The sequence below is a fragment of the Nonomuraea typhae genome (genome assembly GCF_009760925.1).
Taxonomy (GTDB): Bacteria; Actinomycetota; Actinomycetes; order Streptosporangiales; family Streptosporangiaceae; genus Nonomuraea; species Nonomuraea typhae.
Genome location: NZ_VRLV01000008.1, coordinates 431,110 through 448,229, shown reverse-complemented (window position 1 = coordinate 448,229; position 17,120 = coordinate 431,110). Strand labels below are relative to the sequence as shown.

The window sequence follows — 17,120 nt, the reverse complement described above, 5'->3', positions numbered from 1 at the left end:
CCACCCACGCCGGTCCGCCCACCCACGCCGGTCCGCCAGCCACTTCCCTCGCGCCTCCGTCCACCCCGGCGCCGACCCCCAACCCGCTCACCCCGAGACCTCCGCCCACTCCAGCCCCGCCCGCCATGGGCCTTCGCCCTCGAGGCGCCCGATCACCCCCTCCCGCCCGAAGGAGGAAGTTCAGCCCCCGGAGCCGCCAGATCACCCCCGTTTGGACCGACGATGCAGCTCGGGTGTGCCCAGGTTGCCCAAGCCCGGAGCCGAAGGCGTGCAGCCAAGGAAGCGGAAGCGTTCAGCCCATGAAGCGGAAAGCGTGCAGCCAAGGAAGCCGAAGGCGTGCAGCCCATGAAAGCGCCCCCGGTCACCCCGGTCACCCCGGTCACCCCGGTCACCCCGGTCACCCCGGTCATCCCGGTCATCCCGGTCATCCCGGCACGGATGCGCAGCTCAGGTAGGGAGGGCGGTTTGGATGGGGATGGTGGTGCCCATGGTTACCAGGAGGCCGCGGCCCGGGGGGCCGCCTACGGCGCCGCGCGGTAGCCGTACCGTGAAAAGGTCGCCGTCGGCGGGGCTCTGGACGGACAGCAGTAAGCCGGTCCTGGCTTTGCGAGCCTCGGCGATGAAACCGCGGTACGACGTGGCCAGGTCGCCGGTCGCCCCGGCGATGATCAAGGCGTGGTCGCCGTCCCGGCCGGTGCGGAGGATGTCGTCCAGGGCCATGCCCAGAGGGGCGTCGGGGTTGATGAGTTCGGCGTCGTCCACGATGACGACGTACTGGGAAAGGCCGGCGACGAGGTCGGAGAGGCCGGTGCCGTTGCCGTCGAGGATGGCCAGCGCGCCCTCCAGGTCGCGCAGCGGGCTGCGGCGGGGGACGATCGCGATGACCGGGGTGCCACGGGAGATCAGGGAGTGGGCGGCGGTCAGCAGAGCCGAGGAGCGTCCGGAACGAGGTGGGCCCGCTACCACCGCGGCCGGCCCCTGGGCCATGAGGTCGATGCCCAGGGGAGCCAGGGCGTCGCCGCCGGCGCCGAGCAACGCCCACAGCGGGGACGGCGGGGTGTACGACGGAGTCAAGGCCATGGTCTGGTCTGCGGTGATGCGCATGGGCAGGGCGTCCACGCGCAGCGGCCGCAGGGCTTCTGGGACGGACGTGAGCTTCGGCGCGGATCTCGACAGCGACTGCAGAGCGGCTACCTGCGCCTGGCCGGAGGGGTCGTCGGCCAAGAGGGCGATCTGGGTTTCGACGATGCCGTGTTCGCCGGTGGACACGGCGCGGCCGGGCGGCATGACGGCCGGGAGGTGTTTGACGGGCAGGCCGGCCAGGGCGTAGTCGGAGGGGTCGGCCAGGCGCAGGATCAGGCGGTCGTCGAACACCGTGGAGATCTGGCCCAGCAGGCTCGAACGGTCACCGGTGACCACGGCCCGCAACCCCACCGCGGGCCCCTCCCGCAGGAGCTGGAGGACGGCTTCGGTGAGGCGGCCGTAGTCGTACGCCTCGAAGGCGGCCACATAGCCCTCCCACCGGTCCAGCATGAGGACCATCCAGGGCAGGCGATGCCCGGCTCGGCGGTACTCGGCCAGGGAGGAATGCCCCGCCTCGGCCAGCAGTTGCTGCCGCCGGCCCACCTCAGCGCGCAGCCGGGCCAGGAGGCGTTCGACCCGGTCCAGCTGGTCGCGGGTGACCACGGCCCCGCAGTGCGGCATCGCGACCAGCGGCAACAGGGTCCCCGAGCCGCAGTCGACGGCATGCACGTGTACGTCGGCCGGAGAGGTGTGCGCCGCGATGGCCCCGGCGATGGTACGCAACGCCGTGGACCGCCCGCTCCTGGCGCTTCCCGCGATCAGCAGGTGCCCGCCGTGCACCAGATCCAGGACGAACGGCCGCCGATCCTGCGCCCACGGCCGATCGGTGGTCCCGAACTCCAGCGGCCCCACCTCCCGAACCCCTGCCCAACTCTCCGCCCCCCGAGCCTCACTTTCCGACCCCCGAGCCTCACTTTCCGACCCCCGAGCCTTACTTTCCGTCCTCCGAGCCTCACTTTCCGGCCCGCGTGTCCCACTCTGCGGCCCGTGTGTCCCGTCCTCCGATTCGCCCGGCCCGAAGCCGTCGGAGCCGGTCAGGGTGCTGGAGGCCGAGCCGGAACCGTCCCCGGCGGCAGGTGAACCCGCACCGGACCCCGGCGATGGCAGGGGAAGGACGAGCTGCGCAGGAAGGGGATCGAGCCACGGGCTGGGCTGATGAGGGACGCCGGCCAGTGTGGCGGCCTCGGTCAGGGCGTCGGCCAGCAGGGTGAGGTCGGTGACAGGGGAGGTTTCGGCGGGTTCGGGGGGGCGGGGGAGGGGCTTGCCCAGGGTGTGCCAGTCGAGGTCGACGACCGTGACGGTGCGGCGGCCGCTGTCGTCGTCCCGGGCACGGCCGCCCACCCGCCCGGTCTGTACGGCTACCGCCGCCCCCGCCCCGGACTTCACGTAACACCGCCCCGGCGCCGACTTGGGAATGTGGGCGGCGTCCGGCATGTCGATCACGTCGGCGGACTCGTTGGGTTCGGTGACCCGGAGCGCGATCCGGAGCGAGGTGTTGGCCTGGATGTCGGCCGTCACCACCCCGGCCGGACGCTGGGTGGCCAGGATGAGGTGGATGCCGAGCGAGCGTCCACGCCGGGCGATGTCCACGAGGCCGGTGACGAAGTCCGGCAACTCCGCCACCAGAGCGGCGAACTCATCGATGATCAACACCAGCCTGGGCAAGGCGGGCAACGCAGGCTCCGGCCCGGCCGCCCGCAGCACCGGGGCCCCAGGACCGGCGATGGCGTCGTGCTGGTCGGCCAGGGCACGCAGCCGGGGAAGGCGGCCACCGCCCGGCGGATGGACCGAGGAGGTGTACGGCCTGGCCATCCGGGGGTCGGCGGCAGGCGAGGACCGGGCAAGGCGGGGATCGGAAGCACCTCGTGGGCCGGAGCCCGCGGCCGCGTCACCGGCGTGAGGGCTGCCGCCTGCCTGCCGCCCGTCGGCGCCGGAGCCGGTGGCTGGGGAAGGGCCGCCCATGCCAGGGCCTCCGGCCGAGGCGAGCTGGGCGTCGCGGGCTTCGGTGTAATCGTCAAGGTCCTTGGCCCCGGCCTCCAGGAGAAGGCGTTCGCGGCGTCTGATCTCGGCGCCCAAGGAGTCCAGGGCGCGCTGGGTCAGGTGGCCGTCGAGGTCGCTGACCATGCCGACCGTGTGCGGCAGCCGGGCGCACTCCTTGAACGCCGCCCCGCCCTTGTAGTCGATCAGCACGAACGACAGCTGGTCGGGACGGTTGGCCACGGCCAGCGAGCAGATCAGCGACTGCAGCAGCTCGGACTTGCCCGCGCCGGTGGTGCCGGCGACCAGCCCGTGGGGGCCGTCCACGCGCAGGTCGATCGTGAACGGGCCGTCAGGGCCCACGCCGAGCACCGCCCGGGTGGAGCCCGGGTCGCGCCAGGCGGACATGACGTCGTGGGCGGCCGGGGCGCGCATGCCGATCAGGTCGAGCAGGCGGACCGACTCGGGGAGCGCGCCGGACGGGTCGTCCCTGCTCACGTCGCGGATCGGGGCCAGGGACCTGGCCAGGTGGTCGCACCAGGTCGGGGACACCTGGTCGGTCAGGACCGTGCCGATGGCGTCCAGGCCGCCTCCGCGCAGCCGTACCAGACCATCGGCGCCGCACGCGGCGACCGTCGCGCACTCCTCGGGGAGCAGGCGCTGGTCGTCGTCGAGGGCGAGGGTGTAGACGCCCGCGCGGGGGCCCTGGCGCAGGACCTGCGGCATACCGGGCAGGCCGCGCAGCGCCTGGGCGCCGTCGAGGACGACGAGCACGTCGTAGGGGCGCTCGTCATAGGTCGTGTACGCCGGGGGCTCCGGGCCGCCCAGGTCGTCCCAGCCGGTGGGGACCTTGCCGAGTTCGGGGATCGCGGTGTTCTGGCGTTCGTCGATCAGGGCGGCCAGCTCGGCGACGCGGTGGGCGGCCGAGTCGGGGTCGGTGCCGACGAGGCTCACGCAGTCCTCGCCGCCGCGCGGCGCGCAGTGGGGCAGCCAGCGCACCCAGCTCCAGCGCGCCTCGCCGTCGGCATGCGCGGACAGCACCACCACCGCCAGGTCGCGCGGGCTGTGCAGGGTCGCCGCCTGGGCGATCAGCCAGCCGGTCAGGGCGGTGGCGGTGTCGCGCGGGCCGGTGACGCCGGCCACGCCCAGGCGGCGCATCGCCAGAGCCACCGGGACGGACGCGCACAACGGCGGCTCGATCGCCCCGCCGCTCTCCTCGACGAGTTCCAAGTTCGCGGGCAGGTCCGCCAGGCCGACGCGCAGCCGTAGCGTGTCGGGGTCGTGGATGCGGCGCTCCCACAGGCGTCTGCGCGGGCCCGTCGCCGTGAGCAGGACTTCGGCGGGATCGGGGGCGTCGGCGCGGCGGGCGCGTTCGTCGGCGGCGCGGGCCTGCTCGACCGCGCGGTCGTAGTCGTCCAGGCGCTGTTGGTACTCGCGCAGCGCCTGGCGGTGCTGCTTCTTGCCGTGACGGCGGTCGCTCCACCACTGGCCGATCATGATGAGCGGGGTCATCAGCGCGATGAGCAGGAAATACCACTGGCGCAGCACCAGCGCCAGCACCACCCCGAGCACCGCGGGCAGGAACGCGGCCAGCAACTGCAGGCGCAGCCCCTCCGTCTTGTGCGGCTTGGCGGGCTGCTCGAACCTGCGCTCCGGCTCGGGACGGCGCAGCCGCGGCGGCCGGTTGTAGGCCACGCCACCGTCGGCCGCCGGCGCCAGGTGCGCGTCCCGCGGCTCCACCGCGGTCAGCGTGAACACCGAGGAACCGCAGGTCAGCAAGGCATGCTCGGGCCAGTCGGCGGCGTCGGCGAGTGGCTTGCCGTCCAGCTCGGGCGGTCCGCCCGGCCAGGCGGCGCTGAGATCGGCGGCTGGGGCACCGTACCGGGCACGCTCAGCCTCGGCCCAGCGGTCGGCTTCGCGGCGTTCGTCCCGTTCGGCGAGTTCGGTGAGCTCCTCGGCGTACCTGCCCTTGATCTTGCGCCGCGGCGGCCCGGCAGGACGCTCCCGCCGCACCGGCTCGACGGTGATCGCCTCGGGCGTGATGCGCAACGTCGCGGCCTCGGGCGCGAGCACCGGATCGGGTACGGCTATCGCGCACATCGCATCAGAACCGATCACATGGGCGCCCAGGCTCAGCCGATGCACCGCCCCCGCCCCCGGACCGCCCACCACCCGCACCTCGGCCACGCCCACCGGCTCCTCGGTCACGGTGGCGCGGGCCAGCCGGCGGCTCAGGGTGATCCGGTCACCGTCGCGCAGCACCGCCTTGGCCAGCGCCCGCGAGTCGACCGGCCGCCCCTCGCGCCACAGGGTCGGCCCCTCCTGCCCGAGCCCGTCACCCCGCTCGGGGGCGCGCTGCTCGGGGATGCGCGGCCGTCCCCTTCCTTGGTACGGCGGTGCCGGCGACATCCCATAGGGGGCCCGGGACCTGGGCAGCTTGACCACCTTGGCCAGCGGCTCCGGGTCGCCGAGCGCCTCGGCCACGCGGGCTACGGTGACGCTGTCGTCGAGCTCGACCACCACGTCACGGTCGCCGTGCTCGTCGAGCACGGTGAACATGATCCGCATGCGCCGTCTCCTCGCAGGGGGTCGGACCTCGGCGTCACCGTAACGCCAGAAGTGAGGTTAGGCCCGCGGATTGACGTCACGGGCATGATCGGCCCTGCCTGTGGATAACCGGCCGTCTGTGGAAAACGGCGGGAGATTTTGCCAGCACTTGAGGCTCTTCCTGTGGACAACTCTGTGGAGAACCGCTTCTGGAGGAGGTCAGGCAAGGGGGTGGGGTCAGGCGGGCGGGTTGCGGGAAGTGCGTGGGTGGTGCCGGGGCCGGGAGTGGTGGTGCCGGACGGTGGGGTGTGGGGGCGCGCTGGTCGGGGGTGTGGGGTGGTGCAGGAGTGTTGCGTGAGGGTGTGGAAGGTGCGGTGGGGGCGTGAAGTGCAGACGCCCTACAAGGTGGTTCAGGGGGACTTCCCGGGCCGGGTCCGGTCGTGGAGTTCGCCGGCCTTCTCCTCCAGGAGGCCCGCGTAAGCGTCCACCTCCGCGGTGACCGCCGCCAGTCCGCTGGCCGCCCGGTGCAACCGGCCGGCCACCCGGCGGGCTGCCGGCGTCGTGGTCAGCCGTTCGACCCCGCGCTCCCGCACCCGTTCCACAAATGCCCGCACAGCAGGCCGTCCCAGGAGAAGCCGCACACGACCGCCCATGTCCCGAATGATCGCACACCCTGAACCCGTTCAGAAGTCATGACTAATGATCAATGTGACTCCTGTGACACAAGTGATTCCTGCGCTCAGTATCACGAAATTTCGGTCCACATCAACCAACCCAACCCAACCGGTCTGGCCAATTGGTGTTGACAGGCTCCCACCTGCGAAACGAGCATTGGTCACCGCATTCACACCCCACTCCCGCACGTGGATGCACATAATGGCGTGAATTCCAAAATTTCGCATATGGGAGCCCCCCACCCATGAGGACCAGCGAGAAACCCGCCGTGAATTCGGCGGGGCCAAGTGGCACGCTCTCCGCCGAGCGTAAGCTGCCCGTGCCGCCGCGCGAGCGCAAGCCTGCCCTGGCCGCCCTGGCCGTCCTTCTGATCCTGGGCGGCGCCCTGGCCACGACCTTGCTGGTGATGCGCAGCGGCGACCGCATTTCGGCCATCCGCGTCACCCAGCAGATCGGCGCCGGTCAGCAATTCACCCTGGCCGCCCTCCAGGAAGTGCAGATCGCCGACACCGGCATTGACTACGTTCCGTACGCGCAACGCGATCAGGTGGTCCAGACCTTCGCCACCGTGACCATCCTCCCCGGCACCTTGCTCACCAACGAAATGGGGATAAAAGCCAGCCAAGAGCTGGGCCCGGGAAAGGCGAAGGTGGGATTGGCCCTGAAACCCGGACAAATGCCGCAAGGGTTGGCCAGGGGCGATCGGGTCCAGGTGGTTCACGTGCCGGGGAAGGGCGGCGCGGAGCGGCCGCGGGTGCTGGCTCCGGCGGCGCTGGTCCACTTCGTCGACGAGAAGGACGAGGGCGCGGTGACCGTCATCGTGGACACCTCCGTCTCGGCCGAGGTCGTCTCCTACGCCTCCACCGGCGAGATCGCCGTGGCCGAACTCCCGGGGGCACGCTGACGTGGCGCTGATCGTACTGGCGGCCGACAAGGGCGCGCCGGGCGTCACCACCGCCGCGACGGCCCTGGCCGCCGTGTGGCCGCGGCCGGTGCTGCTGGCCGAGTGCGATCCCGCCGGAGGAGACCTGGCCTACCGGCTCCCGGGCGCCGACGGAGGTGTGCTCAACCCTGGCAAGGGGCTGCTCAGCCTGGGCGCGGTCGCTCGCCGAGGGATTGAGCCGGCCCAGATCCACGAGCACACCCAGAAGATCGTCGGCGGGCTCGACGTGCTGGCCGGGCTGACCCACGGCGAGCAGGCGGGCGGCCTGACCTGGCTGTGGGGCCCGCTGGGGCGCTCGCTGGCCGGGATCCCGGGCGCGGACGTCATCGCCGACTGCGGCCGCCTGGGCACCTACCCGCACGTCAACGACCTCATCGCCGAGGCCGCCCTCACCGTCCTGCTGACCAGGCCCAGCCTCGACCACGTGGCCCACCTGCGCGAACGTCTGTCCATCACCAAGGCCCAGGGCGTCGTGGTGATCGCCAACCCGCGCCGTTACCGCGCCTCGATCGACGAGGTGCGCAGGATCGTCGGGCAGCACGTGAAGTTCGTCCACGGCCTGGCCGACGATCCGAAGGGCGCCGAACTGCTGCGCGGCCAGTGGGGCGGCCGTCTCGACCGCTCTCTCCTCATTCGTACGGCACGCGACCTCGCGGGACGGCTGGTGAGTTACCAGTGATCGACCATTCCCTCGTCAAGCGCTTCCGCCAGGAGGTGGGTGACCGCCTGGCCCACCAGCGCCGCCTGGACCAGGCCAACGGCCTGCCGCCGATGACCGGCGAGGACGAGCGCCAGTTCGCCAGGGCGCTGATCTCGCAGGTGCTGGAGGAGCACGCGCGCAGCGAGATCGGCATGGGCCGCACGCCGCCGACCCTCGAAGAGGAGGAGGCGCTCGCGGCCGGCATCCACGCCGCCCTGTTCGGCGTGGGCCGCCTGCAGCCGCTCCTGGACGACACCGAGGTCGAGAACATCGACATCAACGGCCACGACAGGGTCTTCGTCTCCTACGCCGACGGCCGCGAGGCCATGCACGAGGCGGTCGCCGACTCCGACGAGGAGCTGATCGAGCTCATTCAGATCCTCGCGGCGTACTCGGGCCTGTCCAGCCGCCCGTTCGACACCGCCAACCCCCAGCTCGACCTGCGCCTGCCCGACGGCTCCCGGCTGTCGGCGGTCATGGACGTGACGATACGGCCGGCCGTGTCGATCCGCCGCAGCCGCCTCGGCAAGGTCTTCCTCCCCGACTTGGTAGGCAACGGCACGCTAAGTCCGGAAATAGCGAGATTCCTCCAGGCGGCGGTCAACGCCCGCCAGAACATCATGGTCGCCGGGTCCACCAACGCCGGAAAGACGACCCTGCTGCGCGCCCTGGCCAACGAGATCCCGGCGGGCGAACGCCTCATCACCGTCGAACGCGCCCTGGAGCTGGGCCTCGACCAGTTCCCCGAGCTCCATCCGAACGTGGTCGCCTTCGAGCAGCGCCTGCCCAACTCCGAGGGCCAGGGCGAGATCACCATGGCCGAGCTGGTCCGCAGGAGCCTGCGCATGAACCCCAGCCGCGTCATCGTCGGCGAGGTCCTGGGCGACGAGATCGTCACCATGCTCAACGCGATGACCCAGGGCAACGACGGCTCCCTGTCGACCATTCACGCCAACTCCAGCATGGAGGTCTTCAACCGCATCGCCACCTACGCCCTTCAGGCCAACGAGCGCCTGCCGATCGACGCCACCCACATGCTCATCGCCGGCGCCATCGACTTCGTCGTGTTCATCGAGAAGCGCAACGACTACGACCGCGGCGGCTCCCTGCGCCGCTACGTCTCCAGCGTGCGCGAGGTCAACGGCTGCGACGGCCGCGTGCTGTCCAGCGAGATCTTCGCGCCCGGTCCCGACGGCCGGGCCGTACCCCATGCTCCTGTCCAGGCCGATCTGGGGGGCTGGTGATGATCAACCTCGACCCGCTCACGATCCTCGCCGGCGCCGTCGCGGGCGGCGGCCTGTTCCTGCTGTTCCTTTCCCTGTACGGCATGCGGCCCCAGCCGAGCCGCCCCAGGCGCGAACTGATCAAAATGCTGACCACCCGCACCGCCATCGCGGCCGTCAGCGCCGTACTGATCATGGTGGTGACCGGCTGGCCGGTGGTCGCGGTGGGGGCGGTGCTGCTGGTGTTCGCCTGGCGCGGCCTGTCAGGAGGCGCCTCCGAGGAGCGTGCGGCGATGCACCGCCTGGAAGGGCTGGCCGCCTGGACCGAGTCGCTGCGTGACACGATCGCCGGCGCGGCCGGGCTGGAGCAGGCCATCCCGTCGTCGATCAGGGCGGCCGCGCCCATGCTCAGGCCGCATCTGCGCGTGCTGGTGGACCGGCTGCACACGCGCATGGCGCTGCCGGACGCGCTGCGGTTGTTCGCCGACGAGCTGGACGATCCCTCGGCCGACCTGGTGGTGGCGGCGCTGATCCTCAACGCCCGGCTGCGCGGGCCCGGCCTGCGCGACGTGCTGGGCGCGCTGGCCGTCTCGGCCCGCGAGGAACTGGACATGCGCCGCCGGGTCGAGGCCGAGCGCCGTTCCACCCGGCGCAGCGTGCAGATCGTGGTGATCACCGCGCTGGGCTTCGCCGCGTTGCTGGTCGTCTTCAACCCGACCTATGTGGCCGAATACGGCTCGTGGCTGGGGCAGGCGGTGCTCGTCGTGGTGGCGGGGTTGTTCGGCGCCGGGTTCGCGTGGATGCGGCGCCTGGCGAGGTTCGACAAGCCGACCCGGCTCCTTGCTCCGCACGGCGCCGCGGCGCCCGTTCCTCAGGCGGTGAAGCAGCATGGTTGAGGGAGTGCTGGCCGGAGGCTTCTTCGGGCTCGGCGTCTTCTTGCTGATGCGGGCCTTGTTCCCGGCGCGGCCCGGGCTGGTGGCCCGGCTGCTGGCGCTGGACGCGGTGCGCGAGGACGCCGGCGCGCCGCGGTTGCAGCTCGTGCTTCCCGACGAGGAGGTCAGCGCCTTCCGGCGGGGCCTGGGCACCCGCCTGGCCCGCTTCTACCTGGCCCGCGGCTGGGAGGCGCGCTCGATCCGGGCGGACCTGGCGCTGGTCGGGCGCTCGTTCGAGGGTTTCCTGGCCACGAAGGTGCTGCTGGCCGCCTCCGGGCTGCTGGTCTTCCCGATCCTGCTCGGCTGGCTGGTCCTGATGGAGCTGGGCTCGTCGGCGGCCATCCCGTTCTGGGCCGCCCTGCTCGTGGCCGTGGTCTTCTTCTTCCTGCCCGACCTGCAGATCCGGCGGGACGCGGCGGCCAGGCGGCGCGACTTCCGGCACGTCGTCGGCGCCTTCCTCGACCTGGTCTCCATGAACCTGGCCGGCGGCAGAGGCGTGCCCGAGGCGCTGGTCATGGCGGTCTCGGTCGGCGGCGAACAGCCCAACTGGGCGATGTCGCGGATCAAGGACGCGCTCAACGGCGCCAGGATCGTCGGCATCACCCCTTGGCAGGCGCTCGGCCAGCTCGGCGAGGAGATCAACGTCGATGAGCTGCGCGACCTGTCGGCCGCTCTGGGCCTGGTCGCCGACGACGGCGCGAAGGTGCGCGCGTCGCTCACCGCCCGCGCCGCCACCCTGCGCCGCCGTGAGCTGGCCGAGATCGAGGGCCGGGCGGGTGAGCGCTCCCAGTCGATGCTCGTTGCGCAGCTGCTGCTCTGCGCGGGCTTCGTGATCTTTCTCAGTTTTCCCGCCGCTATGAAGATGTTGGGGGCCTGATGGTCAATCATCCCTGGGTCGTCTACCTGGTCGCCTATCTCGGGGTGCGCGTCCACCGCGCGCGCACCGCGCCGTCCCGCGGCGCCTCCGCCGTCGAATGGGTGATCATCACCGCGATCATCGCCGGAGTCGCCCTCGGCCTGGCGACGTTGATCAGAACACTGGTCGAGCAGAGGCAGACCGAGATCCAGAACTCGTTCGGCGGTGGCGGTGGCAAGGAGTGAGCGTGGGGTCACCGCCATCGAGCTGGCCTTCCTCATGCCGATCATCCTGGCGGCCGCCCTGCTCATCGTTCAGATCGCGCTCTGGTTCCACGGCCGCCAGGTAGCCGAGGCGGCGGCCAGGGAGGGCGCGCGGGTGGCCCGTGCCGCGCCCGCCGACGCCTCCTGGGAGGAGGAGGCCAAGACGAAGGCGGAGGCCGTGGTCGCCGCGATCGGGCCGCGCCTGCTGAGCGAGGCGCGGGCCGACACCTCGACCAGGGAGCCGGACGAGCGCTGGGTCAGCGTGACCGGCAGCGCCGTACAGGTGATCCCGCTTCTGCCCGAGCTGGCGTTCACGGTGACCGCGACCTCCGGCGGGCCGGTCGAGTGCTTCCGCCCCGACGACGGAGGCGAGGACTGCGATGCGCAGGGCTGAGCGCGGCTCGATGGCGGTGGAGACGGTCATGCTCGCGCCGGTCTTCCTGCTGTTCCTGATGTTCCTCGCCGGCGCGGGCCGCCTGGTCGAGGGTCAGGGCGAGGTGAACGGCGCGGCCAGGGACGCCGCCCGCGCCGCCTCGGTGCAGCGGACCGAGAGCAAGGCCGAGGCCGCCGCCGAAGCCTCGGCCGGTCAGGCGCTGAAGGGCAAGTGCCAGTCGCACGAGGCCACGCTGTCGGGCTCCAAGTGGGAGGAGGGCGGCCAGGTCCGCGCCGAGGTCAGCTGCGAGCTGGACCTGGGCTTCCTCGGCTTCGGCGGCACCAGGCGGCTCACCGGCACCGCGGTGGTGCCGCTGGAACAGTTCAGGAGGGTCGAGTGAGCGGTGGCGAGCGCGGCTCGATGTCGGTGTTCGTCGTGCTCTTCTCGGTCGTGGTGTTCCTGCTGGCCGGGCTGCTCGTGGACGGCGGCGCCGCGATCAACGCCAGGCTGCGCGCGGCCGACATCGCCGAGCAGGCGGCCCGGGCCGGGGCCGACCAGGTGGACGTCGAGCACCTGCGCGCCACCGGCAAGGCCAGGCTGCTCGGCCAGAGCGAGGTGTGCGCGCGGGCCGACGAGGTGGTCGGCGCGCACGAGGGCGAGGAGATCTCGCGCGGGGAGTGCGAGCTGTCCGGTGGCGAGCAGGTGACCGTCACGGTGAAGGTCCGCTGGTCCGCCTTCTTCCTCGGCGCGCTCGGGTTCACCGGATCGGAGATGGAGGGCAGGGCCACCGCGGCGCCGGACGCCAGATGATCCAGACCGAAACGGGTCACTCGCTGGCCCGGGCGGGCCGTACATGACAACGCTGGGCGGAGAAGGGAGTGGCGATGCCGACGCGAGAGCCGGTGCGGCCCAGGCGGGCGCCCGCGCGCATTCCGGCCAGGCGGACCGCCGGTGACGTGGTCGCCGGGCTCGGGGCGCTGGTGCTGCTGGTCGCGCTCGTGGGCGGCGTGCCGTACGCGCTGCTCACGCTGGCCGGGCCGCCGATCGCGCCCGAGCTGCTCGACCTCGACGTCCTGACTAGCCGCGTCGGGCCGAGCACGATCGTCGCGCTGCTGGTCCTGATGGTGTGGCTGGCGTGGTTCCAGCTGTTCGTCTGCGTGATCGTGGAGGTTTACGCCGGTGTACGGCGGGTCGGCATGCCTGCCCGGGTCCCGTTGTCCGGCGGCACCCAGGTGCTGGCCAACAAGCTGGTCTCGGCGGTGTTGCTGCTGTTCACGGCTACGGCCGTGGCGGTTCCCGTCGCCCGGCTGGGCGCGCCGCCGCCGGTGGCCACCCCGGTCTCGACGGTCGCCATGGCGGCTCCGATCGTGGAGACGGAGGTGACGCAGAAGGCCAAGAAGGTGTATGTGGTGCAGCCGCCGCACGGCCGTCATCACGAGAGCCTGTGGGAGATCGCGGAGAAGTGCCTGGGCGACGGGCGGCGATATCCGGAGATCTACCGGCTCAACCAGAACAAGGAGCAACCTGACGGGACCCGGCTGCGGATGGCCGACCTGATCCGGCCCGGCTGGGTGCTGGACATGCCGGACGACGCCCGCAACGTGCACGTCGTGCCCGCCGGCCAGGGGCGGGTGGAGACCCTGCGCGAGCACCCGGGACGGGCCGCCCCGATCGGCATGGAGACCGGCGAGACGGAGTCGACGGCCAAGCAGGAGAACGCGCCGCTGGGCAAGAAGACCGACCAGCAGCCCCCGGCCGACACCAAACCGGACGTAGCCCCAGAAGTCACGAAAAATCCGGTTCAACAGGGTCCCGGGCTCGACCTGGTGGACTACCTCGCGGGGGCCTCCCTCGCGGCGGCGGGCCTGCTGGTGGCGCTGGGCAGGCGCCGGCGGCAGCAACTGTGGCGGCGCGCGTTCGGCCATCGCGTGGCCCGCCCGCGTGACGACGCCGCCAAGGCCGAGGTGGCGCTGAGGTTCGGCGCGGACGCGCCGGGCACCCGCATTCTCGACATCGGCCTGCGCCTGCTCGGCGCGGAACTCGCCGCCCAGGGCCGCACCCCGCCCACCGTCTACGCCGCCCACCTGTCGGCCGCCAACCTCGACCTGTGGATCCACCCGCCGGACAACGACCCGCCCACGCCCTGGACCGCCCAGGACGGCGGCCAGGTGTGGCGGCTCCACGCCCATGAAGGCCGCCTGCTGCAGGAACAACCCGGCGGCGCGCCGTACCCCGGGCTCGTCTCCCTCGGCTCCGACGAGTCGGGACGGGTGCTGATCGACCTCGAGGCGGCGCAGGGCCTGATCAACATCCGCGGCCCGCAGACGACCGCGGCGCTCGGCGCGATCGCCGTCGAGCTGGCCACCAACCGCTGGTCCGACCGGATGCGGGTCACGCTCGTCGGGTTCGGCGAGGAGCTGACCGCGATCGCCCCCGACCGGATCAAGGCCGTGGGCAGCCTCGCCGAGGTGCTGCCCGAGCTGGAGGCCACCGCCGCCCCGCGCGAGCAGGTGCTCACCGGCCGCGTCAACGGCAGCCCGCGCGACGCCCACTTCCTGCTCTCCGCGGTCGCCCCCACGCAGGAGGAGGCCCGCCGCCTGGCGCTGCTGGCCCGCAAGGACACCGCCGGGTACGTCGTGGCCGGCGACGTGCCGCACGCCACCTGGACCCTGGAGATCACCGAGGACGGCCGGGCGCGCATCGCCGAACTCGGCTTCGAGGTCACCGCGCAACTCCTGCCGCGCCGCCACTACAAGGCGCTGGTCGAGCTGTTCCGTACGGCGGAGCAGATGGACGGCGAGGCCGTACCCGAATCCGAGCCCCTGGACGACCTGCGCGCCCCCGCCGTCGAGATCCGCATGCTCGGCCCGATCGAGATCGTCGGAGCCGAACCCCTGGAGGAAGGCCGGATGGCGATCGCCACCGAGCTGCTGATCTACCTCGCCACCCACCCGGGCGGCGTGCATCCGGTCGTGCTCGGCGGCGTGCTCTGGCCACGCGGCGTGCAGATCATGGTCAGGGATGCCACCATCGCCAGGGTCGCCGACTGGCTGGGCAAGGAACACCTGTTCACCGACGCCTCCGGCCGCCTGCGCCTCGGCCCCGGCGTGCGGACCGACTGGGTGCTCTTCCGCGAGCTCGTCCGGCGCTCCCGCCGCGACACCGCCGCCAGGGCCGTCCTCCTCGACCGGGCGCTCGGCCTGGTCAGGGGCCCCTTGCTGAGCGGGCGGCCCGCCGGCAGGTACGCGTGGCTGGCCGCCGACGAGCTGGAGTACGACGTGGCCGCCGACGTCGCCGACGCCGCGCACCAGCTGTGCGAGATCCGCCTCGCCGACGGGGACGCGGACGCCGCCGTCGCCGCCGCCCGCGCCGGGCTGCTGCTGGCCGCCGACGACGAGGGCCTCTGGCGCGACCTGCTGCGCGCCACGCACGCCACCGGCGACCAGGTACGGCTGCGCGCCGTCGTGGACGGGCTGACCAGGAGGTCGTCCTCACACCCCTACGGCGGCGGCATGGCCCCGGAGACCGAGGCGCTGATCGACGAACTGCTGCCGTCCTGGCGGATCCACGTGGTGAGGGAGTCGTCGGCATGAGGGCGGCGCTGGTCGCGCTGGTGCTGGTGGCCGCCGGGTGCGCGGCGCAGCCGGAGCGGGTCTACACGCCCCGCGAGGCGGCCGCGGCCACGTCGGCGGCGCCTGCCGTACCCACACCGGTCACGGAGACGATCGCGGTCGGCGAGAAGATGAAGATCGAGGTGGAATGGCCGGCCGCGCCCGATCCGATCCTGAAGGCGTTCACCCGCTACTACGTCGACTCGCGCAAAGCGGTGGTGGGCGGCGGCGACGACTACCTGACGTGGGTCGAGGGCCCGGCCGCCAAGGACGCCTACGACTGGGTGCACGGCTTCCGCGGGCGATCGATGAGCGGCACCGCGAAGATCTACGCGCTGACCGTCAGCGCCCTCATGGGCAAAGGCGCCCAGATCAACGCCTGCGTGGACGAGACCGGCCTGCGCCTGGTCTCCAAGAGCGGCCAGGCGTACGCCCGGCAGCCGGAGTGGACGCGCGAGAGCTACCTCCAGGCCGTGGTGATCCGGCACGGCGACGACGGCGTCTGGCGCATCAAGGACTTCCGCTACAGCGACGAAGGGTGTGACCGATGAAACGCCTGCTCTCGGTAGTGGCCGCCGGCGTCCTGCTGCTCGACCCGGGTCCGGGCGGGAAGACGGGCAAGGGCTTCCAGGACGGTCGTACGGCGGGCGTCGAACTGGCCTTCTCCAAGATCGTCATCTCCGGCAACGGGGCCAAGGGCGGCAAGAGCGACGGCTACCAGATCAAACGCCCGTGCTGGTACGAGCCCGGCCCCGACGCGGGCGAGATGCTGAAGACCCAGGAGGACGTGCGCGCGTACTGGTTCCGCACGAACCCGAACGGCACCGAGGAGGAGTTCGAGAAGTTCCTCAAGCAGTTCAAGGACAAGATCGGGCAACCGGGCCGGTGGTGGACGCCCGCCTACAACGAGGCCGACAACCGGGGCCGCGCCTGCTGGGGCGGACTGGACCCGTTCGTCTGGGTTCCGCCCGGCTCCACCCCGCCCTCCGGCATCACGCTGGCGGAGCTGGCCGAGATCGCCCGCGCCGCGCTGACCGTGCCGGAGCCCACGATCAAGCTCAACCCGGACGCCAAGAGCTACGTCAACCTGCCGACCTGGGTCTGGCTGGACGACCTCGGCGAGACCCGCCGCTCGGTGACCGCCGCGATCCCGGGCGTCATGTCGGCCACGGTCACGGCCACGCTGGAGGACATCAAGATCGACTCTGGTACCGATGCCCGCCGGGCGGAGGTGCGCCAGCAGTGCGGCACGGGCGGCCGGCCGTACGTCAAGGGTGGCGAGTTCACCTGCGGCGTTCGCTACCTGCGGGCCTCGGTGGACCAGGACCGCAAGGTGTACGTGCTCACCGTGACCACCGTGTGGCCGGTCGAGGTGGAGGACAACGTGGTGCCCTTCCAGTACGCGCCGGTCCAGGCGCAGGCGCAGCGCGACGTCCCGGTGGGGGAGGTCCAGAGCACGGTCCGGCCCTAGCCGCGATCGGCCAGCACCCTGACCAGCGGGGCCAGTTCGGGTAGCTGCTCCGCCTCGGCCAGGACGTCCTTGAGCACCGCGTCGTGGGTGGGCGCGGCCTGCTCGAGCAGCGCGCGCCCGGCCGGCGTCACCTCGGAGTAGATGCCGCGGCGGTCGTCCTCGCACAGGTAGCGGCGCAGCAGGTTGCGGTTCTCCAGCCGGGTGACCAGCCGGGTCGTCGCGCTCTGGCTGAGGACGACCGCCCTGGCCAGTTGCTGCATGCGCATGTGCCACCCGTCCTGGCGGGCCAGCACGTCGAGCACGGTGTACTCGCTCACGCTCAGCCCGTGCTCCTTCTCCAGGGCCTTTTCCAGGCGTTCCTCGATCCTGGCGTGCAGTGCGGCGAGGGTACGCCAGCCCTGGGCGCGAGCCTCCACAGCGTCGTCGGCGATGGCCATGGTTTGACCCTCCAGCTCATTGTGTGCTC

15 protein-coding genes are annotated in these 17,120 nt (G+C 72.1%); 12 read left to right on the top strand and 3 right to left on the bottom strand.

Features of this window, described 5'->3' with window-relative positions; genetic code table 11:
* Window positions 1-447: 447 nt before the first annotated feature.
* On the bottom strand, window positions 448-5,628 hold the full coding sequence (locus FVE25_RS55520) for an FtsK/SpoIIIE domain-containing protein (protein ID WP_246267683.1): 5,181 nt from the start codon (window positions 5,626-5,628) through the stop codon (window positions 448-450).
* Between the two features lie 389 nt (window positions 5,629-6,017).
* On the bottom strand, window positions 6,018-6,221 hold the full coding sequence (locus FVE25_RS30795; RefSeq protein ID WP_157250580.1) for a hypothetical protein: 204 nt from the start codon (window positions 6,219-6,221) through the stop codon (window positions 6,018-6,020).
* Between the two features lie 305 nt (window positions 6,222-6,526).
* Between FVE25_RS30795 and FVE25_RS30790 the strand changes: the two genes are divergently transcribed.
* From FVE25_RS30790 to FVE25_RS30735, 12 genes are all read left to right on the top strand, one after another.
* On the top strand, window positions 6,527-7,186 hold the full coding sequence (locus FVE25_RS30790) for a hypothetical protein (protein WP_157250579.1): 660 nt from the start codon (window positions 6,527-6,529) through the stop codon (window positions 7,184-7,186).
* Between the two features lies 1 nt (window position 7,187).
* Window positions 7,188-7,904 carry a CpaE/TadZ family protein gene (locus FVE25_RS30785; RefSeq protein ID WP_157250578.1) on the top strand — a complete coding sequence of 239 codons (717 nt, stop codon included), beginning with the start codon at window positions 7,188-7,190 and terminating at the stop codon, window positions 7,902-7,904.
* Window positions 7,901-9,169 carry a TadA family conjugal transfer-associated ATPase gene (locus FVE25_RS30780; protein WP_246267681.1) on the top strand — a complete coding sequence of 423 codons (1,269 nt, stop codon included), beginning with the start codon at window positions 7,901-7,903 and terminating at the stop codon, window positions 9,167-9,169. The genes FVE25_RS30785 and FVE25_RS30780 overlap by 4 nt, the downstream gene beginning before the upstream one ends.
* Window positions 9,169-10,044, top strand: coding sequence for a type II secretion system F family protein (locus tag FVE25_RS30775; protein WP_157250577.1), 876 nt, complete (start codon window positions 9,169-9,171; stop codon window positions 10,042-10,044). The genes FVE25_RS30780 and FVE25_RS30775 overlap by 1 nt, the downstream gene beginning before the upstream one ends.
* The gene (locus FVE25_RS30770; protein ID WP_157250576.1) at window positions 10,037-10,957 is read left to right on the top strand and encodes a type II secretion system protein; all 921 of its coding nucleotides are present in this window, start codon (window positions 10,037-10,039) and stop codon (window positions 10,955-10,957) included. The genes FVE25_RS30775 and FVE25_RS30770 overlap by 8 nt, the downstream gene beginning before the upstream one ends.
* Window positions 10,957-11,181 carry a hypothetical protein gene (locus tag FVE25_RS30765; protein WP_157250575.1) on the top strand — a complete coding sequence of 75 codons (225 nt, stop codon included), beginning with the start codon at window positions 10,957-10,959 and terminating at the stop codon, window positions 11,179-11,181. Before FVE25_RS30770 ends, FVE25_RS30765 begins: the two co-directional genes overlap by 1 nt.
* Entirely contained in the window at window positions 11,168-11,593 is a 426-nt protein-coding gene (locus FVE25_RS30760) for a TadE/TadG family type IV pilus assembly protein (protein ID WP_246267679.1), read from the top strand. Before FVE25_RS30765 ends, FVE25_RS30760 begins: the two co-directional genes overlap by 14 nt.
* Entirely contained in the window at window positions 11,580-11,972 is a 393-nt protein-coding gene (locus FVE25_RS30755) for a TadE/TadG family type IV pilus assembly protein (RefSeq protein WP_157250573.1), read from the top strand. The genes FVE25_RS30760 and FVE25_RS30755 overlap by 14 nt, the downstream gene beginning before the upstream one ends.
* Window positions 11,969-12,382: a pilus assembly protein TadG-related protein gene (locus FVE25_RS30750; RefSeq protein WP_246267678.1), complete on the top strand. Its 414-nt coding sequence runs from the start codon at window positions 11,969-11,971 to the stop codon at window positions 12,380-12,382. Before FVE25_RS30755 ends, FVE25_RS30750 begins: the two co-directional genes overlap by 4 nt.
* A 74-nt stretch (window positions 12,383-12,456) precedes the next feature.
* On the top strand, window positions 12,457-15,165 hold the full coding sequence (locus FVE25_RS30745) for a BTAD domain-containing putative transcriptional regulator (protein ID WP_181019761.1): 2,709 nt from the start codon (window positions 12,457-12,459) through the stop codon (window positions 15,163-15,165).
* Complete coding sequence (locus FVE25_RS30740; RefSeq protein WP_157250572.1) at window positions 15,162-15,734, top strand: hypothetical protein; 573 nt, start codon at window positions 15,162-15,164, stop codon at window positions 15,732-15,734. Before FVE25_RS30745 ends, FVE25_RS30740 begins: the two co-directional genes overlap by 4 nt.
* Window positions 15,731-16,654: a hypothetical protein gene (locus tag FVE25_RS30735; protein ID WP_157250571.1), complete on the top strand. Its 924-nt coding sequence runs from the start codon at window positions 15,731-15,733 to the stop codon at window positions 16,652-16,654. Before FVE25_RS30740 ends, FVE25_RS30735 begins: the two co-directional genes overlap by 4 nt.
* On the opposite strand, the gene FVE25_RS30730 is transcribed toward FVE25_RS30735, so the two are convergent.
* The gene (locus FVE25_RS30730) at window positions 16,651-17,091 is read right to left on the bottom strand and encodes a MarR family winged helix-turn-helix transcriptional regulator (protein WP_157250570.1); all 441 of its coding nucleotides are present in this window, start codon (window positions 17,089-17,091) and stop codon (window positions 16,651-16,653) included. The two genes, FVE25_RS30735 and FVE25_RS30730, sit on opposite strands and share 4 nt — an antisense overlap.
* Window positions 17,092-17,120 lie beyond the last annotated feature (29 nt).

Excerpts from the sequence above, each read along its gene's own strand:
- FVE25_RS30745 (WP_181019761.1), top strand. The coding sequence starts at position 12,457 with ATGCCGACGCGAGAGCCGGTGCGGCCCAGGCGGGCGCCCGCGCGCATT.
- FVE25_RS30740 (WP_157250572.1), top strand. The coding sequence starts at position 15,162 with ATGAGGGCGGCGCTGGTCGCGCTGGTGCTGGTGGCCGCCGGGTGCGCG.
- FVE25_RS30765 (WP_157250575.1), top strand. The coding sequence starts at position 10,957 with ATGGTCAATCATCCCTGGGTCGTCTACCTGGTCGCCTATCTCGGGGTG.
- FVE25_RS55520 (WP_246267683.1), bottom strand. The coding sequence starts at position 5,628 with ATGCGGATCATGTTCACCGTGCTCGACGAGCACGGCGACCGTGACGTG.
- FVE25_RS30735 (WP_157250571.1), top strand. The coding sequence starts at position 15,731 with ATGAAACGCCTGCTCTCGGTAGTGGCCGCCGGCGTCCTGCTGCTCGAC.
- FVE25_RS30775 (WP_157250577.1), top strand. The coding sequence starts at position 9,169 with ATGATCAACCTCGACCCGCTCACGATCCTCGCCGGCGCCGTCGCGGGC.
- FVE25_RS30790 (WP_157250579.1), top strand. The coding sequence starts at position 6,527 with ATGAGGACCAGCGAGAAACCCGCCGTGAATTCGGCGGGGCCAAGTGGC.
- FVE25_RS30755 (WP_157250573.1), top strand. The coding sequence starts at position 11,580 with ATGCGCAGGGCTGAGCGCGGCTCGATGGCGGTGGAGACGGTCATGCTC.
- FVE25_RS30770 (WP_157250576.1), top strand. The coding sequence starts at position 10,037 with ATGGTTGAGGGAGTGCTGGCCGGAGGCTTCTTCGGGCTCGGCGTCTTC.
- FVE25_RS30730 (WP_157250570.1), bottom strand. The coding sequence starts at position 17,091 with ATGGCCATCGCCGACGACGCTGTGGAGGCTCGCGCCCAGGGCTGGCGT.